This window comes from Gordonibacter sp. An230 (assembly GCF_002159915.1).
In the GTDB taxonomy this organism is placed as follows: domain Bacteria; phylum Actinomycetota; class Coriobacteriia; order Coriobacteriales; family Eggerthellaceae; genus Rubneribacter.
The window spans coordinates 39850-58017 of sequence record NZ_NFJP01000013.1; the positions used below are offsets into that span (position 1 = coordinate 39850).

Consider the following 18168-nt stretch of genomic DNA (forward strand, 5'->3'; position numbering starts at 1 on the left):
GGCCGCCATGTTCGCAACGTTCAGGAAGTACTTCGCGTTCGGGGGCAGCTTTTCGGGCTTGCTCAAGCGCGGGATGGCGTTCTCGGTGCTGAACTCGTTCTTCGAGGCGTGGCAGATGATGGCGCTTGCCGTGGTCCTGTTCGCCCTGGCCGACGGCACGCTGTCGGAGGCGACGCTGCTGACGGCGCTCGCCATCATGCTGCTCAGCATCGCCGGCTGCTTTATCACCTCGCATTTCAAAAGCGAGAACTTCTGCAAGGGCAACTTCTCCATGACCGGCGAGAAGCGCACGCAGATCGGCGACAGGATGCGCTACCTTCCCATGGGCTACTTCAACGAGAACAGCCTCGGGCAGATCGCGGGAACCATGACGAACACGCTCGACGACGTGCAGAACGCCGGCGGCCAGGTGTACACGAACGTCATCTCGGGATTCGTGTTCTCGGGGATCATGGCGCTTTTCCTGCTGGCGTTCGACTGGCGCCTCGGCGCGGTCGTGATCGTCACCATAGCGGTGTTTCTGCTGGTGAACGCCTGTATGCAGAAGAAGGCGCGCGATGTGTCGAGCCGGCGCGTGGCGGCCCAGGGCGCCATCGTGGGCGCGGTGCTCGAGTACATCCAGGGCATGGGGGTGGTGCGCGCGTTCTCTTTGGTGGGCGATGCGCGCAAAAAGCTCGACGACTCCATCGCGGAGTGCGAGCGCGCGAACGTGACGATGGAGCTGCGCTTCCTCGTGTTCAACATCCTGCAGACGCTCGTGGTGAAGACCTCGAGCGTGCTCATGTGCCTCGTGGCGGTGGGCTGCTGGCTGGCCGGCACGATGGACGCGGGCGTGTGCCTCGTGGCCGTCGTGGCGTCGTTCATGGTGTACGGCAAGCTGGAGATGTCCGGCGCCTTCGCGAGCCTGCTGCGGCAGATCGATTTGTGCATGGACAAGGTGAACGACATGATCGCCACGCCGGCTTTGCCCGAGGGGAAGGGCGCGGGCGCGCAGCGTGCCCGCGGGCTTGACATCGTCGTCGACAACGCGTCTTTCGGCTACGAGGGGCGCACGGTCGTCGACCGCGTGTCGCTGTCCATTCCCGAGCGCACCACCTGCGCCATCGTGGGGCCCTCCGGTGCGGGAAAGACCACGCTCGTACGGCTGATCGCGCGGTTTTGGGACGTGGACGAGGGGAGCGTGAGGCTCGGCGGCGTCGATGTGCGCGACTGGAAGGTGGACGATCTGCTGGCGAACTTCTCGATGGTGTTTCAGGGGGTGTACCTGTTCGACGACACCGTGCGCGCCAACATCGCGTTCGGTCGCCCCGACGCCACGGACGAGCAGGTCGAGGCCGCCGCGCGCGCCGCGTGCTGCCACGAGTTCATCGAGAGGCTGCCGGAGGGCTACGCCACGCGCTTGGGCGAGGGCGGCGCCGCGCTTTCGGGCGGCGAGCGCCAGCGCATCAGCATCGCCCGCGCCATCCTGAAAGACGCGCCCATCGTCATCCTCGACGAGGCCACGGCCAACGTGGACCCGGAGAACGAGCGCGACCTGCAGCGGGCCGTCGCAGCGCTGACGCGCGACAAGACGGTCATCATGATCGCGCACCGCCTCAAGACCGTGCGCGACGCCGACCAGATCGTCGTGCTGGACGCCGGACGCGTCGCGCAGCGCGGCACCCACGACGAGCTCATGGCTGAAGGCGGCATCTACGCCGACTTCGTGGGCATGCGCGAGAAGACCATCGGCTGGAAGCTGGCGGGCACCGCGGCCAGCGCGTGATCGGGCGCGCCGCGCCTGGCCTCCCTGCCTGCTGCGCCCGCGCCCTTCCTTGGCGCGCCGCGAAGGCGCCCGCCCGCAAGGCGCGTCCTTGCGGGCGGGGGGGGGGTGCGGGCGGTCGCAGCGCCGGAAGCGGCCTGAGCGGTTGGAAATCGTGCCGCGCGCCCTGTCCGCGAGCGAGCGGGCGCAAGGCGAAAGGCGGGCCCCTCCTCGCGTCCGCTCGCTAGCGGGCGCGAGGGGCGAGGGCTTTGCGGTAGGCGGCGGGCGAGCAGCCCATCTCGCGCTCGAACAGCTCCTTGAAGCGCTCGGGCGTCCGGTATCCCACGGCGGCGGCAACCTGGGCGAGCGGCATGTCGCTTTCGGCGAGCAGGCGCGATGCGTCGGCCATGCGCCGGCGCTGCAGATAGCCGGTGATGGTGCAGCCGAAGGCCCGCTTGAACTCGGCCCGCAGCTTCGTCTGCCCCATGCAGGCGATGCGCGCGAGCGTCTCGGCGTCCGCACCTTCGCGCGCGTGCGCGTCCAGGTACTCGATCACGCGCCCGAGCGCACGCGCGCAGGACGCGCTTTCGACCGCCGCAGCCCCGCCGGCCCCGCCGCCGTCGCCGGTTTCGGCCCCGTTGGCGTGCGCGCCGGACAGCTCGCGCGATTTCTCCACGATGAGCGCCACGGCCTCGTTCACCTTGCCGCGATAGTACAGCCTGGCCGACGCCCCTTGGCCGCGGTAGGCTTCGATCTGCTTGAGCGCCACGATGAGCTCCGGAAACTGGGCGATGCCGTCGATGCTGGCGAACGCCGCCTCCACGTCCAGCCCCTCGTCGGCGTACTCGTCGCGCAGGTAGCGCTCGTAGAACGCCGGGGCCAGCATGATCTCGACGCTGCGCGCGGGAACCTCGGCGTACAAAAGCGCGTCCCAGCGCTCGCTTCTCATCACGTGTCCTTCGAGGAACGGCCCCTCGTAGCGTTTGCCGGTGACGAACTCCTCCGCCCTCACCGACTCGAAGTAGCGCACGCCCACGAAGCGCGGGTGGCGGCATCGCTCGCGGAAGTCCCGTTTGAGCGTCATGTCGGTCACCGACACGGCGAAGTCGCCGTCGGCGAAGGTCCAGTAGTAGCCGGAGGCGGTGTCTCGCGGAAAACGGTAGTAGACGCCTGCGCGCTTCGGCAAAAGCGCGGCCATCGGCTCGTCGGCCTTGACGGGGCGCATCCCCAGATCCTCCATGCACGGCAGCTGGATGTCGCGCATGACGTCGGGCACCTGCCCGCTGCCGTGCGCGCGGGCGCCTTCCCTCTCTTCGAGCCGCCCTTTGCCGCGGGCGTCGCCGGTTCGGCGGCCGGCGGGGCGGGCCTCCTGATTCGCCATGGTTTCCTCCCGATTCGACGCAACGCGCGCCAGGCCCTTGCGGACGCGTTGGCGGGCGCATAAGTTGTGCAAGGATAACATATCGAGAGGGCGGTTCGGACCGAGCCGCGTACGCGACAAGGAAGCGACATGATGCAGAAACAGGAATCGAAGCGCGCGATGCTTTTGACGCAGGCGCCCGTGCGGCTCATGGTGAGCCTGAGCCTGCCCGCCATCGTGGGCATGGTGGTGGTCGGGCTGTACACGTTCGTGGACGCCATCTACGTGGGGCAGCTGGTCGGGGCCACGGCCATGGGTGCGGTGGCGGTGGCCTATCCGTTCACGTTCGTCAACAGCGGCCTTTCGTCCCTCATCGGCATGGGGTCGGCCTCGGTGCTCTCGCGCGCCATCGGGGCGAACGATCAGCGCACCATCGACCGGGTGGCCGGCAACCTCGTGTTCATGAACATCGTCCTGTCGTCGGCGGTCACGGTGCTCGGCATCGTGTTCGCGCGCGAGCTGCTCATGCTGGCTGGCGCCGAGGGCGAGATGCTCGAGCTTGCGACGAGCTACCTGCGCATCATCTTCGCAGGCAGCCTGTTCGTGAACTTCGGCCAGAGCTCCAACATGATCATGCGCGGCGAGGGCGAGCTGGTCAAGGCCATGCTCATCATGGCTTCGAGCGCGGTGCTCAACATCGTGCTGGCTCCGGCGTTCATCCTCGCGCTCAGGGGCCAGGGCCTCGGGGTGGAGGGGGCCGCATGCGCGACGGTGCTCTCCCAGGCGGCGCTCGCAGCCCTCATGGCCTGGTGGTTCGCCAAGCGCGAGAAGGTCGCGCGCGTTCACGGGGTGCGCTTCGACGGCGCGCTGTTCTCCGAGGTGTTGAAAGTGGGCTTCTCGGCGTTCTTCATGCAGGTGCTCACGCTCGTGCAGCAGGCCGTCATCTACCGGGCCGCGGCCGAATGGGGCGGGGCGGAATGGCAGATCCTGTTCGGCGCCGCACTGCGCGTGCAGGCGTTCGCGTTCATCCCCCTGTGGGGCGTCAGCCAGGGCTTTCAGCCGGCGGCGGGCACGAACTACGGCGCGGGGCGCTACGCCCGCGTCCGACGCATCGCCGTGACGTTCGCGCTGGGGGCGACGGCGCTTGCGCTCGTGTTCTGGATCCCGGCGCTGCTCGCTCCCGAGGCGCTGCTGTCGCTGTTCATCACCGATCCGGCCATCGTGGCCCTCGGCGCGGGCGACTTCCGGGTGTTCTTCTCCACCTACGTCCTGCTCGGATTCATGATCATCGCCATCACGCTTTTGCAGGCGCTCGGCAAGGGAGGCAAGGCCGCCGTCCTGACGCTCGCCCGTCCCCTCATCGTGTTCCTGCCGCTCGTTGTCGTCGTGCCTCGCTTGGCCGGCCTGGGGATCCACGGCGTTTGGCTGGCGTCGGCGCTGTCGGACGGATGCGTGGCGGTCATCGCCGTCGTGCTCATGCTGGGCGAGTTCGGCCGCATGCGCGCCCTCGAGCGTGACGGCGCATGCTCCTCCGACGCGCCCGAGGGCGAGGGGGCGAGGTAGCGTCGAACGCGCCGGCGGTCGGCGCGCGGCGAGCGGGCGGGTGTGCCGCCGCGGGCGGGATGCCCGCAGCGCCGAAGCCGACCGCGTGTGGAGTGTCTTTCGGCAGTGGGGGCGCGTGCTGCGCGGCACGGCTCCGCTGCGGGCGGCGTGCGGCAGGTCGCCCGCCCGACGTTCCTCTGCGCGCCTTGCCCCGACGCCCTCACAGCAGATGGGGGACGGCGTAGAGGGCCAGGGCCACAACGACGGCGGCGCCCGTCGCCGCGGCCCAGATGCGAAACTCGCGGTCCATCCGCGCGCGCTCGTCCGCAGACGGCTCCTCGGTGGCCACCGCCGCGGGCTTCGGCGTGTCCGCGTCGCCGTGCATCCGGCGGCAGACGGCGAACACGGCCAAGCCCGCCACGCACCATGCGATGCCTGTGACGATGGCCTCGGGTGCGAGCTGCGTCATCATGACCAGGTAGACAACCGCGCTCACAGGCGCGCCCACCATGAGGCCGCGCACCTTGAAGGGCCGCGCGAGGTCGGGCATGCGCCGGCGCAGCCCCACCGCCGACACGATGCCGACGACGTAGTAGAACAGGTCGGCGAACAGACTGAGGTTGGATATGTAGACGAGCGATCCCGTGGCCACGAGCACGACCGAGAGGAGGCCGAGTGCGATGATGGCCACGTAGGGGGTTTGGAAGCGCGGATGCAGCTTCGCGAACGCGCGCGGCAGGGCGCCGTCGCGCGCCATCGTGAACAGGTAGCGCGGCGGCACGGCGATGGAGGCGTTCATGGTGGAGAAGTCCCCGCCGAACGCGATGCCCGCCGCCAGCAGCGCGAGCGGCAGCCCCAAGATGCCCGCCGACGTCATAGCCTCCGCGTAAGGCGCCGACGACGCGGCCAGCGCCGCAAGGCCCTCCGGGGGCACGATGCCCACGAGGAACCACTGGAACAGCGCGTTCACCGCGAAGATGATGAACGGCGAGAGCACAAGCGCCCGCGGGATGGTGAGGTGCGGGTAGCGTATCTCCTCTCCCATGGCGCAGCAGGTCTCGAACCCGGCGAAGCACCACCAGATCATGGCAACCGCCGCTATGAACCCGCCCGGCCCCATGCCCGCCAGGAAGTCGGGCGTCTGGACGAAGTTCGGCAGCGACACGTTGGGGATCATGGTGAGAAACCAGATGAGGGCGCATCCCCAGAAGAAGAACATGAACCCGTTCTGCAGACGGCCCGTGATCTGCACGCCGCGCACGTTCGTGATCGTGAACGCGACGAGCGCGGCGCAGGCAAGCGCGACGTCGTCCACGGGCAGTTCCACGCCGAAAGCCAGAAACACCGTCTTGAAGTAGTAGCTGAACGCGAGCGCCTCGCCGCTCGTCACCGCTACGAGCGAGATGACGAAGCTCCATCCCGCCAAAAAGCCGAACGGACGGCCCAGGCCCAGCGACGCGTACCGATACGTGCCGCCCGCATAGGGCAGAGCCGCGCCCATCTCCGCGTAGAGCAGGGCGGGGTAGACGCTGACGAGCATCGCGATGAACGTGGCGAAGACGACGCTCGCGCCCATCTGGCCCACGATGGCGCCGCCCGTGGTGAACAGCCCCACGCCGATGACCGTGCCCGCCGTGATGGTGATGGCTTCGCGCAGTCCGAACGCGCGCTTGAGCGCAAGGCGCCCCTCCGACCCCTTCTCTGGCGACATGGCGCCCCTTTCGTCCGTGCGCGTCCCGCGCGCTGCCGTTCGTTTCGACGCCTCCGTCCGACGTCGGCGATACTTTAGCACAGTACAGTGCTAAAGCGATAGAAGAACGCGGGCTCTCTGCCAAACCGGAATTGACGCGACCCTGCATTCGCTCATCATAGAGCCGAGCCTCCCCTTATCGGACGCTTCGGAGGCCCCCCGTCCAACGGTCTGGGCTTTCCGAAGCGTCGGCAGGCCTTGCCCGACGGGCCGACCCGACCCCTGCCGATCCTGGCTTGACGCAGGGTTCGGCCCGAAGTGGCACGGATCGCGTTTTGTGCATAGGTTTTCCTCCGCAAAAGCGCCCCGAGGGGTCGGAGGCAGCTTCGACAGAGATCCCGACCTGGGGAAACGCCCTTGCCGGGACAGGAAGGCGCTCGGCGACCTATGCACAAGGCGCGATCCGTGCCACTTCGGGCCGACATCCGTGCCGAATCGGGATTGTGCGAGCCCGCGTTCGTCCGATATCGAGCCGACCCTCCTCGGACCGGGTGCTTCGGAAGGCCCGATCAGGATAAGCTCGGCTCGAAACTCGGCGAGCGCGGGCGTGTGCCAATCTTGGTTTGCCGCCCCGAATCCAGCGTCGATGTTTCCTAAAGGCCATCGTGGGGATTGCAGGGATTGCGAAGGGAGGGGGCGAGGGGGTTGCGAGGTGTGGAGAAATTATATACCAAAGCTAACTCTACTTGCCCCGACGATGGAGTTAGCTTATGATAACTTCCGTCGGAAGCGAGGTTTGCAGATGGCGATCCGGTTCAGTCGGTAGTCGATCCGCAGGTTCATCGGCGGCGAACGGATGTTTCACGTGAAACATCCGGCGTGCGGATCGGTCGGCGCGAAGGCGCACGTCCCGCTCGGGGCGGGAACCGCGAAAGGAACCGCGAAAGGAACCGCGAAGGAACCTGCAAAGGATCTGCCACAGGGCTCGCGGCCCATCGCTTCTGGAACGTTTGCCTACCCGGCGGCGGAAGCTCTCCTCTCGTCTGGCTGTCCGTCGCATCGCAAGCGGAGGGAACTCCCCCTTCCCTCCGCTTCTTTTTTGCCTCAAACCCCTCTCGTCTCGCTCGGCGCTTGCTCGACGCTCGCGACGTCCCGTCGCGGATCGCCCGGAGCGCGACGGGACGTCGCGATAGGGAGGCGAAAGGGGCGGGGCGAACCTCGTTTCCCGAACCGCCGCGCCCGCCGCGCCCCGCTGCAGGACGAGGCGTCGCCTCCGCTCTTGCCCCGCAGCGAGGGCACGCCTTCTCGGCCTTAGCCCAGCAGCTTCTCGACGTACGCGAGCTTCACGCAGATAACGAACACGTCGAGGGCTTCGGCGAGCTCCTCGAGCGGCGGCAGAGTCGGGGCGATGCGGATGTTCGCGTCGCGCGGGTCCCGCCCGTAGGGGTACGTCGCCCCCGCGCCCGTCATCTCCACGCCCGCCTCCTTCGCAAGCTCCACGATGCGCCGCGCGCATCCCTGCGGGGCGAAAAACGACACGAAGTAGCCCCCGCGCGGTTTCGACCACAAGCAGCCTCCCGTGTCGGAGAGCCCTTCTGCAAGCTTGTGATTCACCAGGTCGAATTTCGGCCGCAGGATGGCGGCATGCTTGCTCATGTGCGCCGCCAGCCCTTCGGCATCTCGCAAAAAGCGCACGTGCCGCAGCTGGTTGAGTTTGTCGTGGCCGACGGTCTGCACGGCCATGCGCCGCTTGACCTCGGCGATGTTGCCGGGGCTTGCGGCTATCGCCGAGATGCCCGCGCCGGGGAAGGTCACTTTCGAGGTAGAGGCGAACTTGAACGGGCGGTTCTCGGTGCCTGCCTCGCGGCATGCGGCGGCGATGTCGAGGAGCCGGTCCCGCTCGGCCTCGTCGTCGAACAGGTGGTGCACGCAGTACGCGTTGTCCCAGAAGATGCGGAAGTCCTCGGCGGCGCACTCCATGGCAGCCAGGCGGCGCACCACCTCGTCGGAGTACGTGACGCCGTCGGGGTTCGAGTACTTCGGCACGCACCAGATGCCCTTCACGGACGCGTCGGAGGCGGCGATGCGCTCCACTTCGTCCATGTCGGGGCCCTCGTCGGTCATCGGCACGGCGATCATCTCGATGCCGAGCTCTTCGGTCATGGCGAAATGACGGTCGTAGCCGGGGGAGGGGCAGATCCACTTCACGGCGTCGAGTTTTCCCCACGGCGTCGAGCCCAGCGTGCCGAACGTCCAGCAGCGCATCAGGGCGTCGTGCATGGCGTTGAGGCTCGAGTTGCCCAGCACGACGACGTTGCCGGGGTCGTCGTCGAGCATCAAGGCCATGAGCTCCTTTGCCTCGGGAAGGCCGAACCCCACGCCGTAGTTGCGACAGTCGGTGCCGTCGGCGGACGTGCAGTCCTTTGCTGCGACCACGGTTTCGAGCAGGGGCATGCTCAGGTCGAGTTGCGCTTGCGCGGGCTTGCCGCGCGCCATGTTGAGCGCAAGGCCGCGCGCCTTGATCTCGCCGTAGGCCCGTTCCAGCTCCTCTTTGAGCGTCGTCAGCTCTCCAGGTCCCATTTCCGCGTACGTGGGCATCGTGCTTCCTTCCGTCGTCGGTCGTGCGCGCCTGCTTCGGTGTTTAGTATAAAGTCGTATGCTCAGTATAAAGTTGTAAAACCTGATCGTCGATGGCGTTTTCCCGCGGTTGTCCGACTGTCTTTCGCCTTGCTGTTCACAGGATTTCGCTTCGGGAACATCCGCTTTCCCCTGTTGCGGGAGGTCATGAAATCGCCAAATTTGAACTGGGATTATGAAACGCGTTCACAACAGTTTTTGTGCTTGTGCGCAAACGTGCTATCATGCAGTGCAGTTTTTGCCCCTACACGCACCACGTGCTCAATCTAGGAGGATATGCATGAGCGAGCATCTCATCGCACTCGATAGGCGAGCGTTTCTCGGCGGTGCCGTTGCGCTGGGCGTTGCTTCCTTGGTCGCTCCCGACTACGCATTCGCCGAGACGGCCGCCGAAAAGCAGGCCGAGGCCGACGCGGTGCGCAACCAGCTCGTCGGGCTGCAGGCCGACCTCGAGGCCGCGACCGACAGCTATTACAAAGCGGTTGACGAGCGGGACGCCGCGAAGGCGGCCATGGAGGCCGAGCAGGCCAAGATCGACGAGACGAACGATCAGATCGCCGACCTGCAGGGCAAGCTGTCCTCGCGCGCCCGCGACATGTACCGCTCCGGCTCCTCCACGCTCCTCGACTTCGTCCTGGGCGCCACGTCGTTCGCCGAGTTCACGCAGAACTGGGACCTGCTCAACCGGATGAACGAGAACGACGCGGACATGGTCGACGAGACGAAGTCGCTGCGCGAGGAGCTCCAGGCGTCCAAGGACGAGTACGCGCGCCAGGAGCAGATCGCCGCGGACAAGGCCGCCGAGGCCAAGGCCATCCAGGAGCAGGCCCAGGCCAAGGTGAGCGAGGCGACCGAGCTCATGAACTCGCTCGACGCCGAGGCCAAGCAGCTCCTCGAGCAGGAGCAGGCCGCCGCCGCGGCGGCGGCCGCCGCCGAGCAGGCCGCTGCCGCCGAGGCTGCGCTCGCGGCCGAGCAGGCCGCGACCAACAACGGCGGCAACGGCGGTGGCGGCGGCAACGGCGGCGGTGGTGGCAACAATGGCGGCGGTGGCGGCGGCACCGTTGTCTATCCGGGCGGTGGCGGCGGCTCCGTCGGCGACTACAGCTCGGTCGTGGGCTACGCCATGAGCCGCATCGGCTGTCCGTACGTGTGGGGCGCCGAAGGCCCCGACGCCTTCGACTGCTCCGGCCTCGTCACGTGGGCCTACCGTCAGGTGGGCATCAGCCTTCCGCATCAAAGCGAGTCTCAGTACGCTGTTGCGACCCGTGTCGTGTCGGTGTCCGAGGCGCGTCCGGGAGACGTCCTTTGGCGTTACGGTCACGTGGGCATCGCGTGCAACTACGGTGGTTCGCACTACGTGCACGCCCCCACCTTCGGCGCGTACGTGCGCGACACTGATCCGTTGTCATGGGCGCAGTTCACCAACGCGCTGCAATTCTAGGTTTCATCTGCACGAAAAGGGGAGGGCTTCGGCCCTCCCCTTCGTTTTCGTCGGCTTCGCGAGATGAGGAGGCGCCATGCGCATCAAGGTAGAGCTCGAGAACGGGATGCTGCCGGACCGCTTCGGCAAACACGCTCCCGCCGAGTACCAGATCGACGGCCATGCCGTGCGCTCGTTTCCCATCGCGATCGAGGACGTGCCCGAAGGCGCGCGCACGCTCGCGCTCGCGTTCGTGGATTTCGACGCGGTGCCCGTGGGCGGGTTCTGCTGGATACACTGGCTCGCATGCAACTTCCCAGCCGACACACGGCTCATTCCCGAGAACGCGAGCGCGTCGGGAGAAGTGCCCTGCGTGCAGGGGTCGAACAGCGATTGGTCGCCGCTTGCCGGATCGCACACCGATCCGCGCATCATCCGCCGCTACGCCGGCCCATGTCCGCCGGATGCGACCCATTGCTACACCCTTGCCGTGTACGCGCTCGATTGCGAGCTCGACCTGGCCGAGGGCTACTATCTCAACGAGTTCCGCTGTGCCATTCACGGACATGTGCTGGCCAAGGCGACGCTCGAGCTGCCGAGCCGCGCGTAGGATGAGCAGGGAAGGGGAAGGGGCTATGGAGCTGCACGAGGTCCGCCACGAGATCGCGCCTGTGTTCGACGCGCGCTCTCGCGTGTTCGTGCTGGGCACCATGCCCTCTCCGGCTTCGCGCAGCTGCGGATTCTACTACGGACATCCCCGGAACCGTTTCTGGAAGGTGCTCGGCGCGCTCTTCGATGAGCCCGAACCGCTTGGCGTGGACGCGCGCAAGGCGTTTCTGCTCGCGCGCGGCATTGCGCTGTGGGACGTGCTCGCATCCTGCGAGATCGCTGGCGCGTCTGATGCGAGCATCGCTCATGCCGTGCCGAACGATCTTCGCCGCGTTGGCAATGCGGCGAAGATCGAGGCTGTGTTCACCACGGGCGCGAAAGCTGCTTGCCTCTATCGCCGCCTGTGCGCGGACATGCTGCCGGGTGCGGTGCATATGCCGCTGCCCTCCACGAGTCCCGCGAACGCCCGCATGCGCTTGCCCGACCTCGTGACGGCCTACCGCCCCCTCAAAGACGCCGTCGTTGGGTCGCAGGGTCGAGAAAAGGAGAAGTAGTGGAGACACACCCGGGGGCGTGTAAGCGGTTGACAGCCGTAATCGCCTAGCGTATTATTCTCCTGCTCGCGCGTTCAGAAGCTTCTGGGACACGCGGCAGGCAGCTTGATAAATACACATGAATTGAGCAGCGAAACAGGGGCGTGTGCCCGAGTGGTTAAAGGGGACGGGCTGTAAACCCGTTGGCTCTGCCTACCTAGGTTCGAATCCTAGCGCGCCCACCATCTTTCGCCTGTGTAGCTCAGTCGGTAGAGCACTTCCTTGGTAAGGAAGAGGTCGTCGGTTCAAGTCCGATCGCAGGCTCCAGCTTACCTGGCGGTGTAGCTCAGTTGGTCAGAGCACACGGTTCATACCCGTGGCGTCACTGGTTCAAATCCAGTCACCGCTACCATTGCATTTGTCCGCGTCCGCTTTGTCGGACGCGTCGTTATTTTGTTTTCGTTTCGCGAGAAGCGATCCTACTAGAGGAGGATGAAACATGGCTAAGGAGAAGTTCGAGCGTTCCAAGCCGCATGTTAACATTGGCACCATCGGCCACGTTGACCACGGCAAGACCACGCTGACGGCGGCCATCTCCAAGACGCTGTCGAGCAACGACGGCTCTCACGGCACCGCTCACGCCGACTTCACGGCGTTCGAGGACATCGACAAGGCTCCCGAGGAGCGCGAGCGCGGCATCACGATCTCCATCGCCCACATCGAGTACGAGACGGATTCCCGTCACTACGCTCACGTGGACTGCCCCGGTCACGCTGACTACGTGAAGAACATGATCACGGGTGCCGCTCAGATGGACGGCGCCATCCTGGTCATCGCCGCCACCGACGGCCCGATGGCGCAGACGCGCGAGCACATCCTGCTCGCCCGCCAGGTGGGCGTGCCCTACATCGTCGTCTTCCTCAACAAGTGCGACATGGTCGACGACGAGGAGCTCCTCGAGCTCGTCGAGATGGAGGTTCGCGAGCTGCTCGACAGCTACGAGTTCCCCGGCGACGACACCCCGATCATCCGCGGTTCGGCGCTCAAGGCCCTCGAGGGCGACGCCGAGTGGCAAGGCAAGATCTGGGAGCTCATGGACGCGGTTGACTCCTACATCCCGACGCCGGAGCGCGACGTGGACAAGCCGTTCCTCATGGCCGTCGAGGACACGATGACCATCACCGGTCGTGGCACGGTGGCCACCGGTCGTGTGGAGCGCGGTACGCTCCATGTGAACGACCCGCTCGAGATCGTCGGCATCCGCGAGACGCAGAACACGGTCTGCACCGGTATCGAGATGTTCCGCAAGCTGCTCGACGAGGCTCAGGCTGGCGACAACATCGGGTGCCTGCTCCGCGGCATCAAGCGCGAGGAGATCGTGCGCGGCCAGGTTCTCTGCAAGCCCGGTAGCGTGACCCCGCACACCGAGTTCGAGGGCCAGGTCTACATCCTCACGAAGGAAGAGGGCGGCCGTCATACGCCGTTCTTCGACGGCTACCGTCCGCAGTTCTACTTCCGCACGACGGACGTGACGGGCGTTGCCCATCTTCCCGAGGGCACCGAGATGGTCATGCCGGGCGACAACGTGGAGATTCGCGGCGAGCTCATTCACCCGATCGCCATGGAAGAGGGCCTGCGCTTCGCTATTCGCGAGGGTGGTCGCACCGTCGGCTCCGGTCGCGTGACGAAGATCATCAAGTAGCATAACGTTGCAGCACGGTGCGGGGCCCGCAGCACTGCGGGCCCCGTTCATCAAAATTCATGTGTATATCATCAATGCTTGTTTTCGATAAGGCTTAAGGAGAATTATGCGTACGTTGGTCACCTTGGCGTGTACGGAGTGCAAGCGCCGTAACTACACGACCAAGAAGAACAAGCAGAACAATCCTGACCGCATCGAGCTGAAGAAGTACTGCAAGTGGTGCCAGCGCCATACGGTGCATAAAGAGACTCGATAGCGCGTTGGAGGTTTGGACGAGCATAGGCCAGTAGCTCCAATTGGTAGAGCGGCGGTCTCCAAAACCGCATGTTGGGGGTTCGAGTCCCTCCTGGCCTGCCAGCTCGACAGTATGAGCAGCTTGCATTCAGGTTGCTTGCATGAGCAGCTTGGAATCAGGCTGCTTGTTTGGCGTTTAGACGGATACGGAATACCCGGTTAAGGAATCAAATCAGATGGCGAAGAAATCAAAGACACAGCGAGCCAAGGCCTCTGCTGCGCGCGCTGCCCGCAAAGAGCGGGCTCGCCAGGAGGAAGCCGCCGCTGCCGAGGCGAAACAGGTCGCCGAGGACGGTGCCGCTGCGACCGAGACGCCCAAGAGGAAGTTCTTCAAGAAGGCCGAGAAACCCGAAGCGTCCGCCAGTGACGGCAAACAGGCGAATGCCCCGAAGGGCGTCGAGAAAAAGGCTGAGAAAACCCCTGCGAAGAAGTCCAAGAAACATCGCTTAGGGTTTCTCAAGGATGTTCGCGCAGAGCTCAAGCGCGTCACGTGGCCGACGAAGCAGGACGTGCTACGATGGAGCGTCGTCGTGGTCGTCGCCCTGCTGTTCTTCGGCGTGTACGTTGCGGCGCTCGACAATGTTGTCATCGCGCCGATTTTGGTCGCGATCTCCGGCTTGGCTGGGTAGGGAGCTTGGCATGACGAAGAAGTGGTACGTCCTGCACACGTATTCGGGATACGAGAACAAGGTCAAGAAGAATCTCGAGACGCGCATCGAGACGATGGGTCTTGAAAACAACGTCTTCGGCATCGAGATCCCGACGGAGATGGTCACCGAAATCAAAGAAGGCGGCCGTCGCGTCGAAAGCGAGAAGAAGGTGTTCCCGGGCTACGTGCTCGTGCGCATGGAGCTCGATGATCGTAGCTGGGCTGCGGTGCGCAACACCCCAGGTGTAACCGGGTTCGTGGGGGCTGACGGCAATCCCGCACCGCTCACGCGCGAGGAGTACAACAAGATCATGGGTCGCACCGGCAAGACGAAGGGCGACAAGAAAAGCGTTGTGTCCTCAAGCCTTGAGGTGGGCCAGTCGATCAAGGTGGTGTCCGGCCCGCTCGCCGAATTCGACGGCGTGGTGTCGGAGGTTTCGCCCGACGCAGGCAAGGTGAAGGTGATGGTGTCCATCTTCGGTCGAGAGACTCCCGTCGAACTGTCTTTCGACCAGGTGGCGAAGATCTAGCGCTGCGAGCACAAACGGCGCGCGTGCCCGCTGTGGACCGGGGCTTCTCACGTGCGATCGCCGTTTTGTCGATAGAATAATGTAACGTGATCGAGTTTGGTCAGCTGAAAGGATAGCTCACATGGCTGAGAAGAAAGTCACCGGCTTCGTCAAGCTTCAGATTCCGGCCGGCGCCGCGAACCCGGCTCCTCCGGTCGGCCCGGCGCTCGGCGCCCAGGGCGTCAACATCATGCAGTTCTGCCAGGCGTTCAACGCTCAGACGCAGGACCAGTCCGGCACCATCATCCCGGTCGAGATCACGGTGTACGAGGACAAGTCGTTCACCTTCGTGTGCAAGACCCCGCCTGCGGCCGTGCTCATCAAGGAGAAGCTCGGTATCGACAGCGGATCGGGCATTCCGCAGCTGCAAGCCGTTGGAACCTTGACTGAGGGTCAGCTGCGCGAGATCGCCGAGATCAAGATGCCCGACCTCAATGCCAACACCATCGAGGCCGCCATGGAGATCATCGCCGGCACCGCTCGCAGCATGGGCGTGCGCATCGAGGGTCGCGAGATGAAGAAGAAGTACGTGCCGTCCAAGAAGGTGGCGGCTATGCTTCAGGGCAAGACGCTCGAGGACTAAACCGGTTCCGTCAGCCTGACGGTCGACGGAATGAGCCGATCTTGCGGCTTCCCGCAGCACCTCGTCTTGCGGCGATGCCGAAGGCTTGCGTACCTAAGTACACGGCGCCTTCGGCATCCCCACGATTCGGGACGCTGCGGAAACCCTCGCTGGCTTTGACGAGTCTGCGAGATTTGGATTGTTGTGTTGTAAGTGGAAGAGCGCCGCGCGCTCGCTACGAACCACGAAAGGAACCATCATGACGAAACTTCCCAAGAACTACCGTGCTGCTGCCGAGAAGGTGGGCGAGGGCGTTCGCGCTCCGCTCGAAGCGCTTGCGCTTGTGAAGGAGGTGGCGTTCGCCAAGTTCGATGAGACGGTGAGCGTCGACTTCCGTCTGGGTATCGACACCCGCCAGGCCGATCAGCAGCTTCGCGGCACCGTGAGCCTGCCGAACGGCTCCGGCAAGACTGTCCGCGTGGCGGTGTTTGCCGAGGGCGAGGCCGCTCGCGCTGCCGAGGAGGCGGGCGCCGACATCGTGGGCACCGATGAGCTGACCGCCCAGATCCAGGCTGGTGAGTTCAACTTCGATGCCGCCGTCGCTACGCCCGATCAGATGGGCAAGGTGGGCCGCCTCGGCAAGATCCTCGGTCCTCGTGGCCTCATGCCGAACCCGAAGCTGGGCACCGTCACCAACGATGTGGCGAAGGCCATCACGGAGCTCAAGGGCGGTCGCGTTGAGTATCGCGCCGACCGTTACGGTATTGCGCATGTCATCCTCGGCAAGGTGAGCTTCACCGCCGAGCAGCTGGCTGAGAACTACGGTGCCGTGTACGACGAGATTCTGCGTATGAAGCCGTCGGCTGCCAAGGGCAAGTACGTGAAGTCTGTCACGGTGTCCTCCACGATGGGCCCGGGCGTGAAGGTCGATTCCTCCGTGACCCGCAACTACACGGAAGCCGCCGCCGAGTAACGCGCTTTTTTGCATAACGCCGCCTGACGAAAAGGAGCTTTCGGGCTCCTTTTCTTTTTGCCCTGTAAGCGCACAAATATTTGTAGTGAAACATCGAGGTGCGAATGGGCTCTCGGGATCCTAGGCTACCTTGTGAACGAAGCGCGGCGGGAGGTTGAAGGCTCTGCGCGATATCTGCTGCGGCACTTTCGACTGGACCTGAGCGATACTGGCTGCGGCCCTTTCCGACAATGCCGTGCTAAGCTCTTCGGATTCGGTCATTGCACCGCCGCACTTCGGGATGGTGGGGGAGGGCATGTGCCTTGCAGGGAGGGGTATGCGGGGATACGCAGCTTACCTCGAGCCTTTCGCCGGCACATGCATGGACATGCGTCTTGCGCGCAAAGGCATCCCCCCACCTGGAAAGCCAGGAGCTCTGCCTCGGGAAGGCCTCGCCTCGGAAGGTCGCGCGCCCTGTCCGTGCGACTCGCGGGGATCGCCGCGCACCCTGTGGAAGCTATGCGCTCTGCATAGGGCATGCCGCGTATGCTTCGCAACACGATATGAATGTGATATCATAATGCTATCTCCTTGGAATAGAGAAGTGGGTGAGCGCAAGTGGTGCACTGCCCGGGAGAGAAAGGAACCGCAATGACTGGAAAGATCGCGCGTGCGACCGAGGGTGCGTCCGTCGAGAAGAGCGTTCGTGTGAGAAGCGGCTGGCCGATGCTGGCCATCCTGCTCATCGTCACTGCGTTGTGCGTTGCGCTCATAGTTTCCGGGGTCGCTCTGCTGCCGCCTGACGGGGTCCCTATCGAAACCGGGATGCAAGTGCTCGGTGTGGTGCTGCTCGTTGTCGGCATCGTTTCAGTGTGCGTGGCGCCGCTTCTGCTGCTCATGGGCTTCTTCACCATCCAGCCGAACCAGGCGCGGGTGCTCATCCTGTTCGGCGACTACAAGGGCACCGTCCGCGAAGAGGGCTTCCACTGGGCGAATCCGTTCTACTCGCGCAAGACAGGCTATACGGTGGTCAACGACAAGCCGGCAGCGCTGTCCACGAAGGTCTCGCTGCGCGCCCGCACGTACAACGGCGAGCATCTGAAGGTGAACGACAAGTGCGGCAACCCCATCGAGATCGCCGACGTCATCGTGTGGCGCGTCGAGAACACGGCCAAGGCCCTGTTCGACGTGGACGACTACAACTCCTACGTGCACACGCAGAGCGAGACGGCGCTGCGCCACGTGGCCACCACCTACGCCTACGACCAGATGCCCGGCGAGCCCGAGGGTGAGATCACGCTGCGCAGCAACATCGAGGAGGTGTCGGCCGCCCTCAAGGAGGAGCTGGCCGTGCGCCTGGAGAAGGCCGGCGTGGTCATCGATGACGCGCGTCTCACGCACCTGGCGTACGCGCCGGAGATCGCCCAGGCGATGCTGCGCCGCCAGCAGGCCGACGCCGTGATTGCCGCGCGCGAGAAGATCGTACAGGGCGCCGTGGGCATGGTGGAGATGGCGCTGGGCGAGCTGTCGCGCAAGAACGTGGTAGACTTGGACGACGAGCGCAAGGCCGCCATGGTGTCGAACCTCATGGTGGTGCTGTGCGGCGAGTCCGACGCCCAGCCCGTGCTGAACACGGGGACGCTGTACCAGTAGGGAAGGGCGGGCGGCCCGCGCGTTTGCCGGGGTGCCCGCGGTGTGCGGCATGGCGAAACGCAAACAATACCCGCTGCGCGTCGACCCGGCTCTCTGGGAGGCTGTCGAGCGCTGGGCTGCGGACGACCTGCGCAGCGTGAACGCGCAGGTGGAGTTCATCCTGCGCCGGGCGCTGAAGGATGCCGGCCGATTGAAGCCGCCCGGCGACGGTCGTGCCGGCGACGAGGGACGGGACGAGGCGTAGGGCAAAGACTG

At 65.3% G+C, this 18168-nt stretch carries 16 protein-coding genes and 4 tRNA genes; 17 read left to right on the forward strand and 3 right to left on the reverse strand.

Annotated features, from left to right (window positions below):
- Window positions 1-7: 7 nt before the first annotated feature.
- Complete coding sequence (locus B5F40_RS08400; RefSeq protein ID WP_087193887.1) at window positions 8-1765, forward strand: ABC transporter ATP-binding protein; 1758 nt, start codon at window positions 8-10, stop codon at window positions 1763-1765.
- A 220-nt stretch (window positions 1766-1985) separates the two neighbouring features.
- On the opposite strand, the gene B5F40_RS08405 is transcribed toward B5F40_RS08400, so the two are convergent.
- Complete coding sequence (locus tag B5F40_RS08405; protein WP_087193888.1) at window positions 1986-3122, reverse strand: helix-turn-helix domain-containing protein; 1137 nt, start codon at window positions 3120-3122, stop codon at window positions 1986-1988.
- Window positions 3123-3251: 129 nt separating this feature from the next.
- On the opposite strand from B5F40_RS08405, the gene B5F40_RS08410 reads away from it, so the two are divergent.
- Window positions 3252-4664 carry an MATE family efflux transporter gene (locus tag B5F40_RS08410; RefSeq protein WP_191382496.1) on the forward strand — a complete coding sequence of 471 codons (1413 nt, stop codon included), beginning with the start codon at window positions 3252-3254 and terminating at the stop codon, window positions 4662-4664.
- A 199-nt stretch (window positions 4665-4863) separates the two neighbouring features.
- Here the strand turns inward: B5F40_RS08410 and B5F40_RS08415 are convergent, their stop codons facing one another.
- Together B5F40_RS08415 and B5F40_RS08420 are read right to left on the reverse strand one after the other, a co-directional pair.
- On the reverse strand, window positions 4864-6354 hold the full coding sequence (locus B5F40_RS08415) for an APC family permease (RefSeq protein ID WP_087193889.1): 1491 nt from the start codon (window positions 6352-6354) through the stop codon (window positions 4864-4866).
- Window positions 6355-7644: 1290 nt separating this feature from the next.
- Window positions 7645-8931: an aminotransferase class I/II-fold pyridoxal phosphate-dependent enzyme gene (locus B5F40_RS08420; RefSeq protein ID WP_087193890.1), complete on the reverse strand. Its 1287-nt coding sequence runs from the start codon at window positions 8929-8931 to the stop codon at window positions 7645-7647.
- 319 nt (window positions 8932-9250) lie between these two features.
- Here B5F40_RS08420 and B5F40_RS08425 point away from each other — a divergent pair, with 319 nt between their 5' ends.
- From B5F40_RS08425 to B5F40_RS08495, 15 genes are all read left to right on the forward strand, one after another.
- A complete protein-coding gene (locus B5F40_RS08425; protein WP_087193891.1) occupies window positions 9251-10411 on the forward strand; it encodes a C40 family peptidase in 1161 nt (386 codons plus the stop codon).
- Between the two features lie 76 nt (window positions 10412-10487).
- Window positions 10488-11000, forward strand: a complete 513-nt coding sequence (locus tag B5F40_RS08430) for a YbhB/YbcL family Raf kinase inhibitor-like protein (protein WP_087193892.1) — start codon at window positions 10488-10490, stop codon at window positions 10998-11000.
- Between the two features lie 25 nt (window positions 11001-11025).
- Window positions 11026-11553, forward strand: a complete 528-nt coding sequence (locus tag B5F40_RS08435) for a DNA-deoxyinosine glycosylase (RefSeq protein ID WP_087193893.1) — start codon at window positions 11026-11028, stop codon at window positions 11551-11553.
- A gap of 139 nt (window positions 11554-11692) precedes the next feature.
- Window positions 11693-11777, forward strand: a tRNA-Tyr gene (locus tag B5F40_RS08440).
- Window positions 11778-11783: 6 nt separating this feature from the next.
- A tRNA-Thr gene (locus tag B5F40_RS08445) sits at window positions 11784-11859 on the forward strand.
- Window positions 11860-11867: 8 nt separating this feature from the next.
- Window positions 11868-11944, forward strand: a tRNA-Met gene (locus B5F40_RS08450).
- A gap of 87 nt (window positions 11945-12031) precedes the next feature.
- The gene (tuf, locus tag B5F40_RS08455; protein ID WP_087193894.1) at window positions 12032-13234 is read left to right on the forward strand and encodes an elongation factor Tu; all 1203 of its coding nucleotides are present in this window, start codon (window positions 12032-12034) and stop codon (window positions 13232-13234) included.
- A gap of 106 nt (window positions 13235-13340) precedes the next feature.
- Window positions 13341-13490 carry a 50S ribosomal protein L33 gene (gene rpmG, locus B5F40_RS08460; protein WP_087193895.1) on the forward strand — a complete coding sequence of 50 codons (150 nt, stop codon included), beginning with the start codon at window positions 13341-13343 and terminating at the stop codon, window positions 13488-13490.
- A gap of 24 nt (window positions 13491-13514) precedes the next feature.
- Window positions 13515-13591, forward strand: a tRNA-Trp gene (locus tag B5F40_RS08465).
- 113 nt (window positions 13592-13704) lie between these two features.
- Window positions 13705-14157, forward strand: coding sequence for a preprotein translocase subunit SecE (gene secE / locus B5F40_RS08470; RefSeq protein ID WP_087193896.1), 453 nt, complete (start codon window positions 13705-13707; stop codon window positions 14155-14157).
- Window positions 14158-14167: 10 nt separating this feature from the next.
- Window positions 14168-14707 carry a transcription termination/antitermination protein NusG gene (gene nusG / locus B5F40_RS08475; RefSeq protein WP_087193897.1) on the forward strand — a complete coding sequence of 180 codons (540 nt, stop codon included), beginning with the start codon at window positions 14168-14170 and terminating at the stop codon, window positions 14705-14707.
- 121 nt (window positions 14708-14828) lie between these two features.
- Window positions 14829-15329, forward strand: coding sequence for a 50S ribosomal protein L11 (rplK, locus tag B5F40_RS08480; RefSeq protein ID WP_087193898.1), 501 nt, complete (start codon window positions 14829-14831; stop codon window positions 15327-15329).
- 238 nt (window positions 15330-15567) lie between these two features.
- Entirely contained in the window at window positions 15568-16281 is a 714-nt protein-coding gene (gene rplA / locus B5F40_RS08485; RefSeq protein ID WP_087193899.1) for a 50S ribosomal protein L1, read from the forward strand.
- A gap of 630 nt (window positions 16282-16911) precedes the next feature.
- Window positions 16912-17913 (forward strand): SPFH domain-containing protein, encoded by a 1002-nt coding sequence (locus tag B5F40_RS08490; protein ID WP_239442969.1) that lies wholly within the window; start codon window positions 16912-16914, stop codon window positions 17911-17913.
- A 49-nt stretch (window positions 17914-17962) separates the two neighbouring features.
- Window positions 17963-18157, forward strand: coding sequence for a hypothetical protein (locus B5F40_RS08495; RefSeq protein ID WP_087193953.1), 195 nt, complete (start codon window positions 17963-17965; stop codon window positions 18155-18157).
- Window positions 18158-18168: the final 11 nt, after the last annotated feature.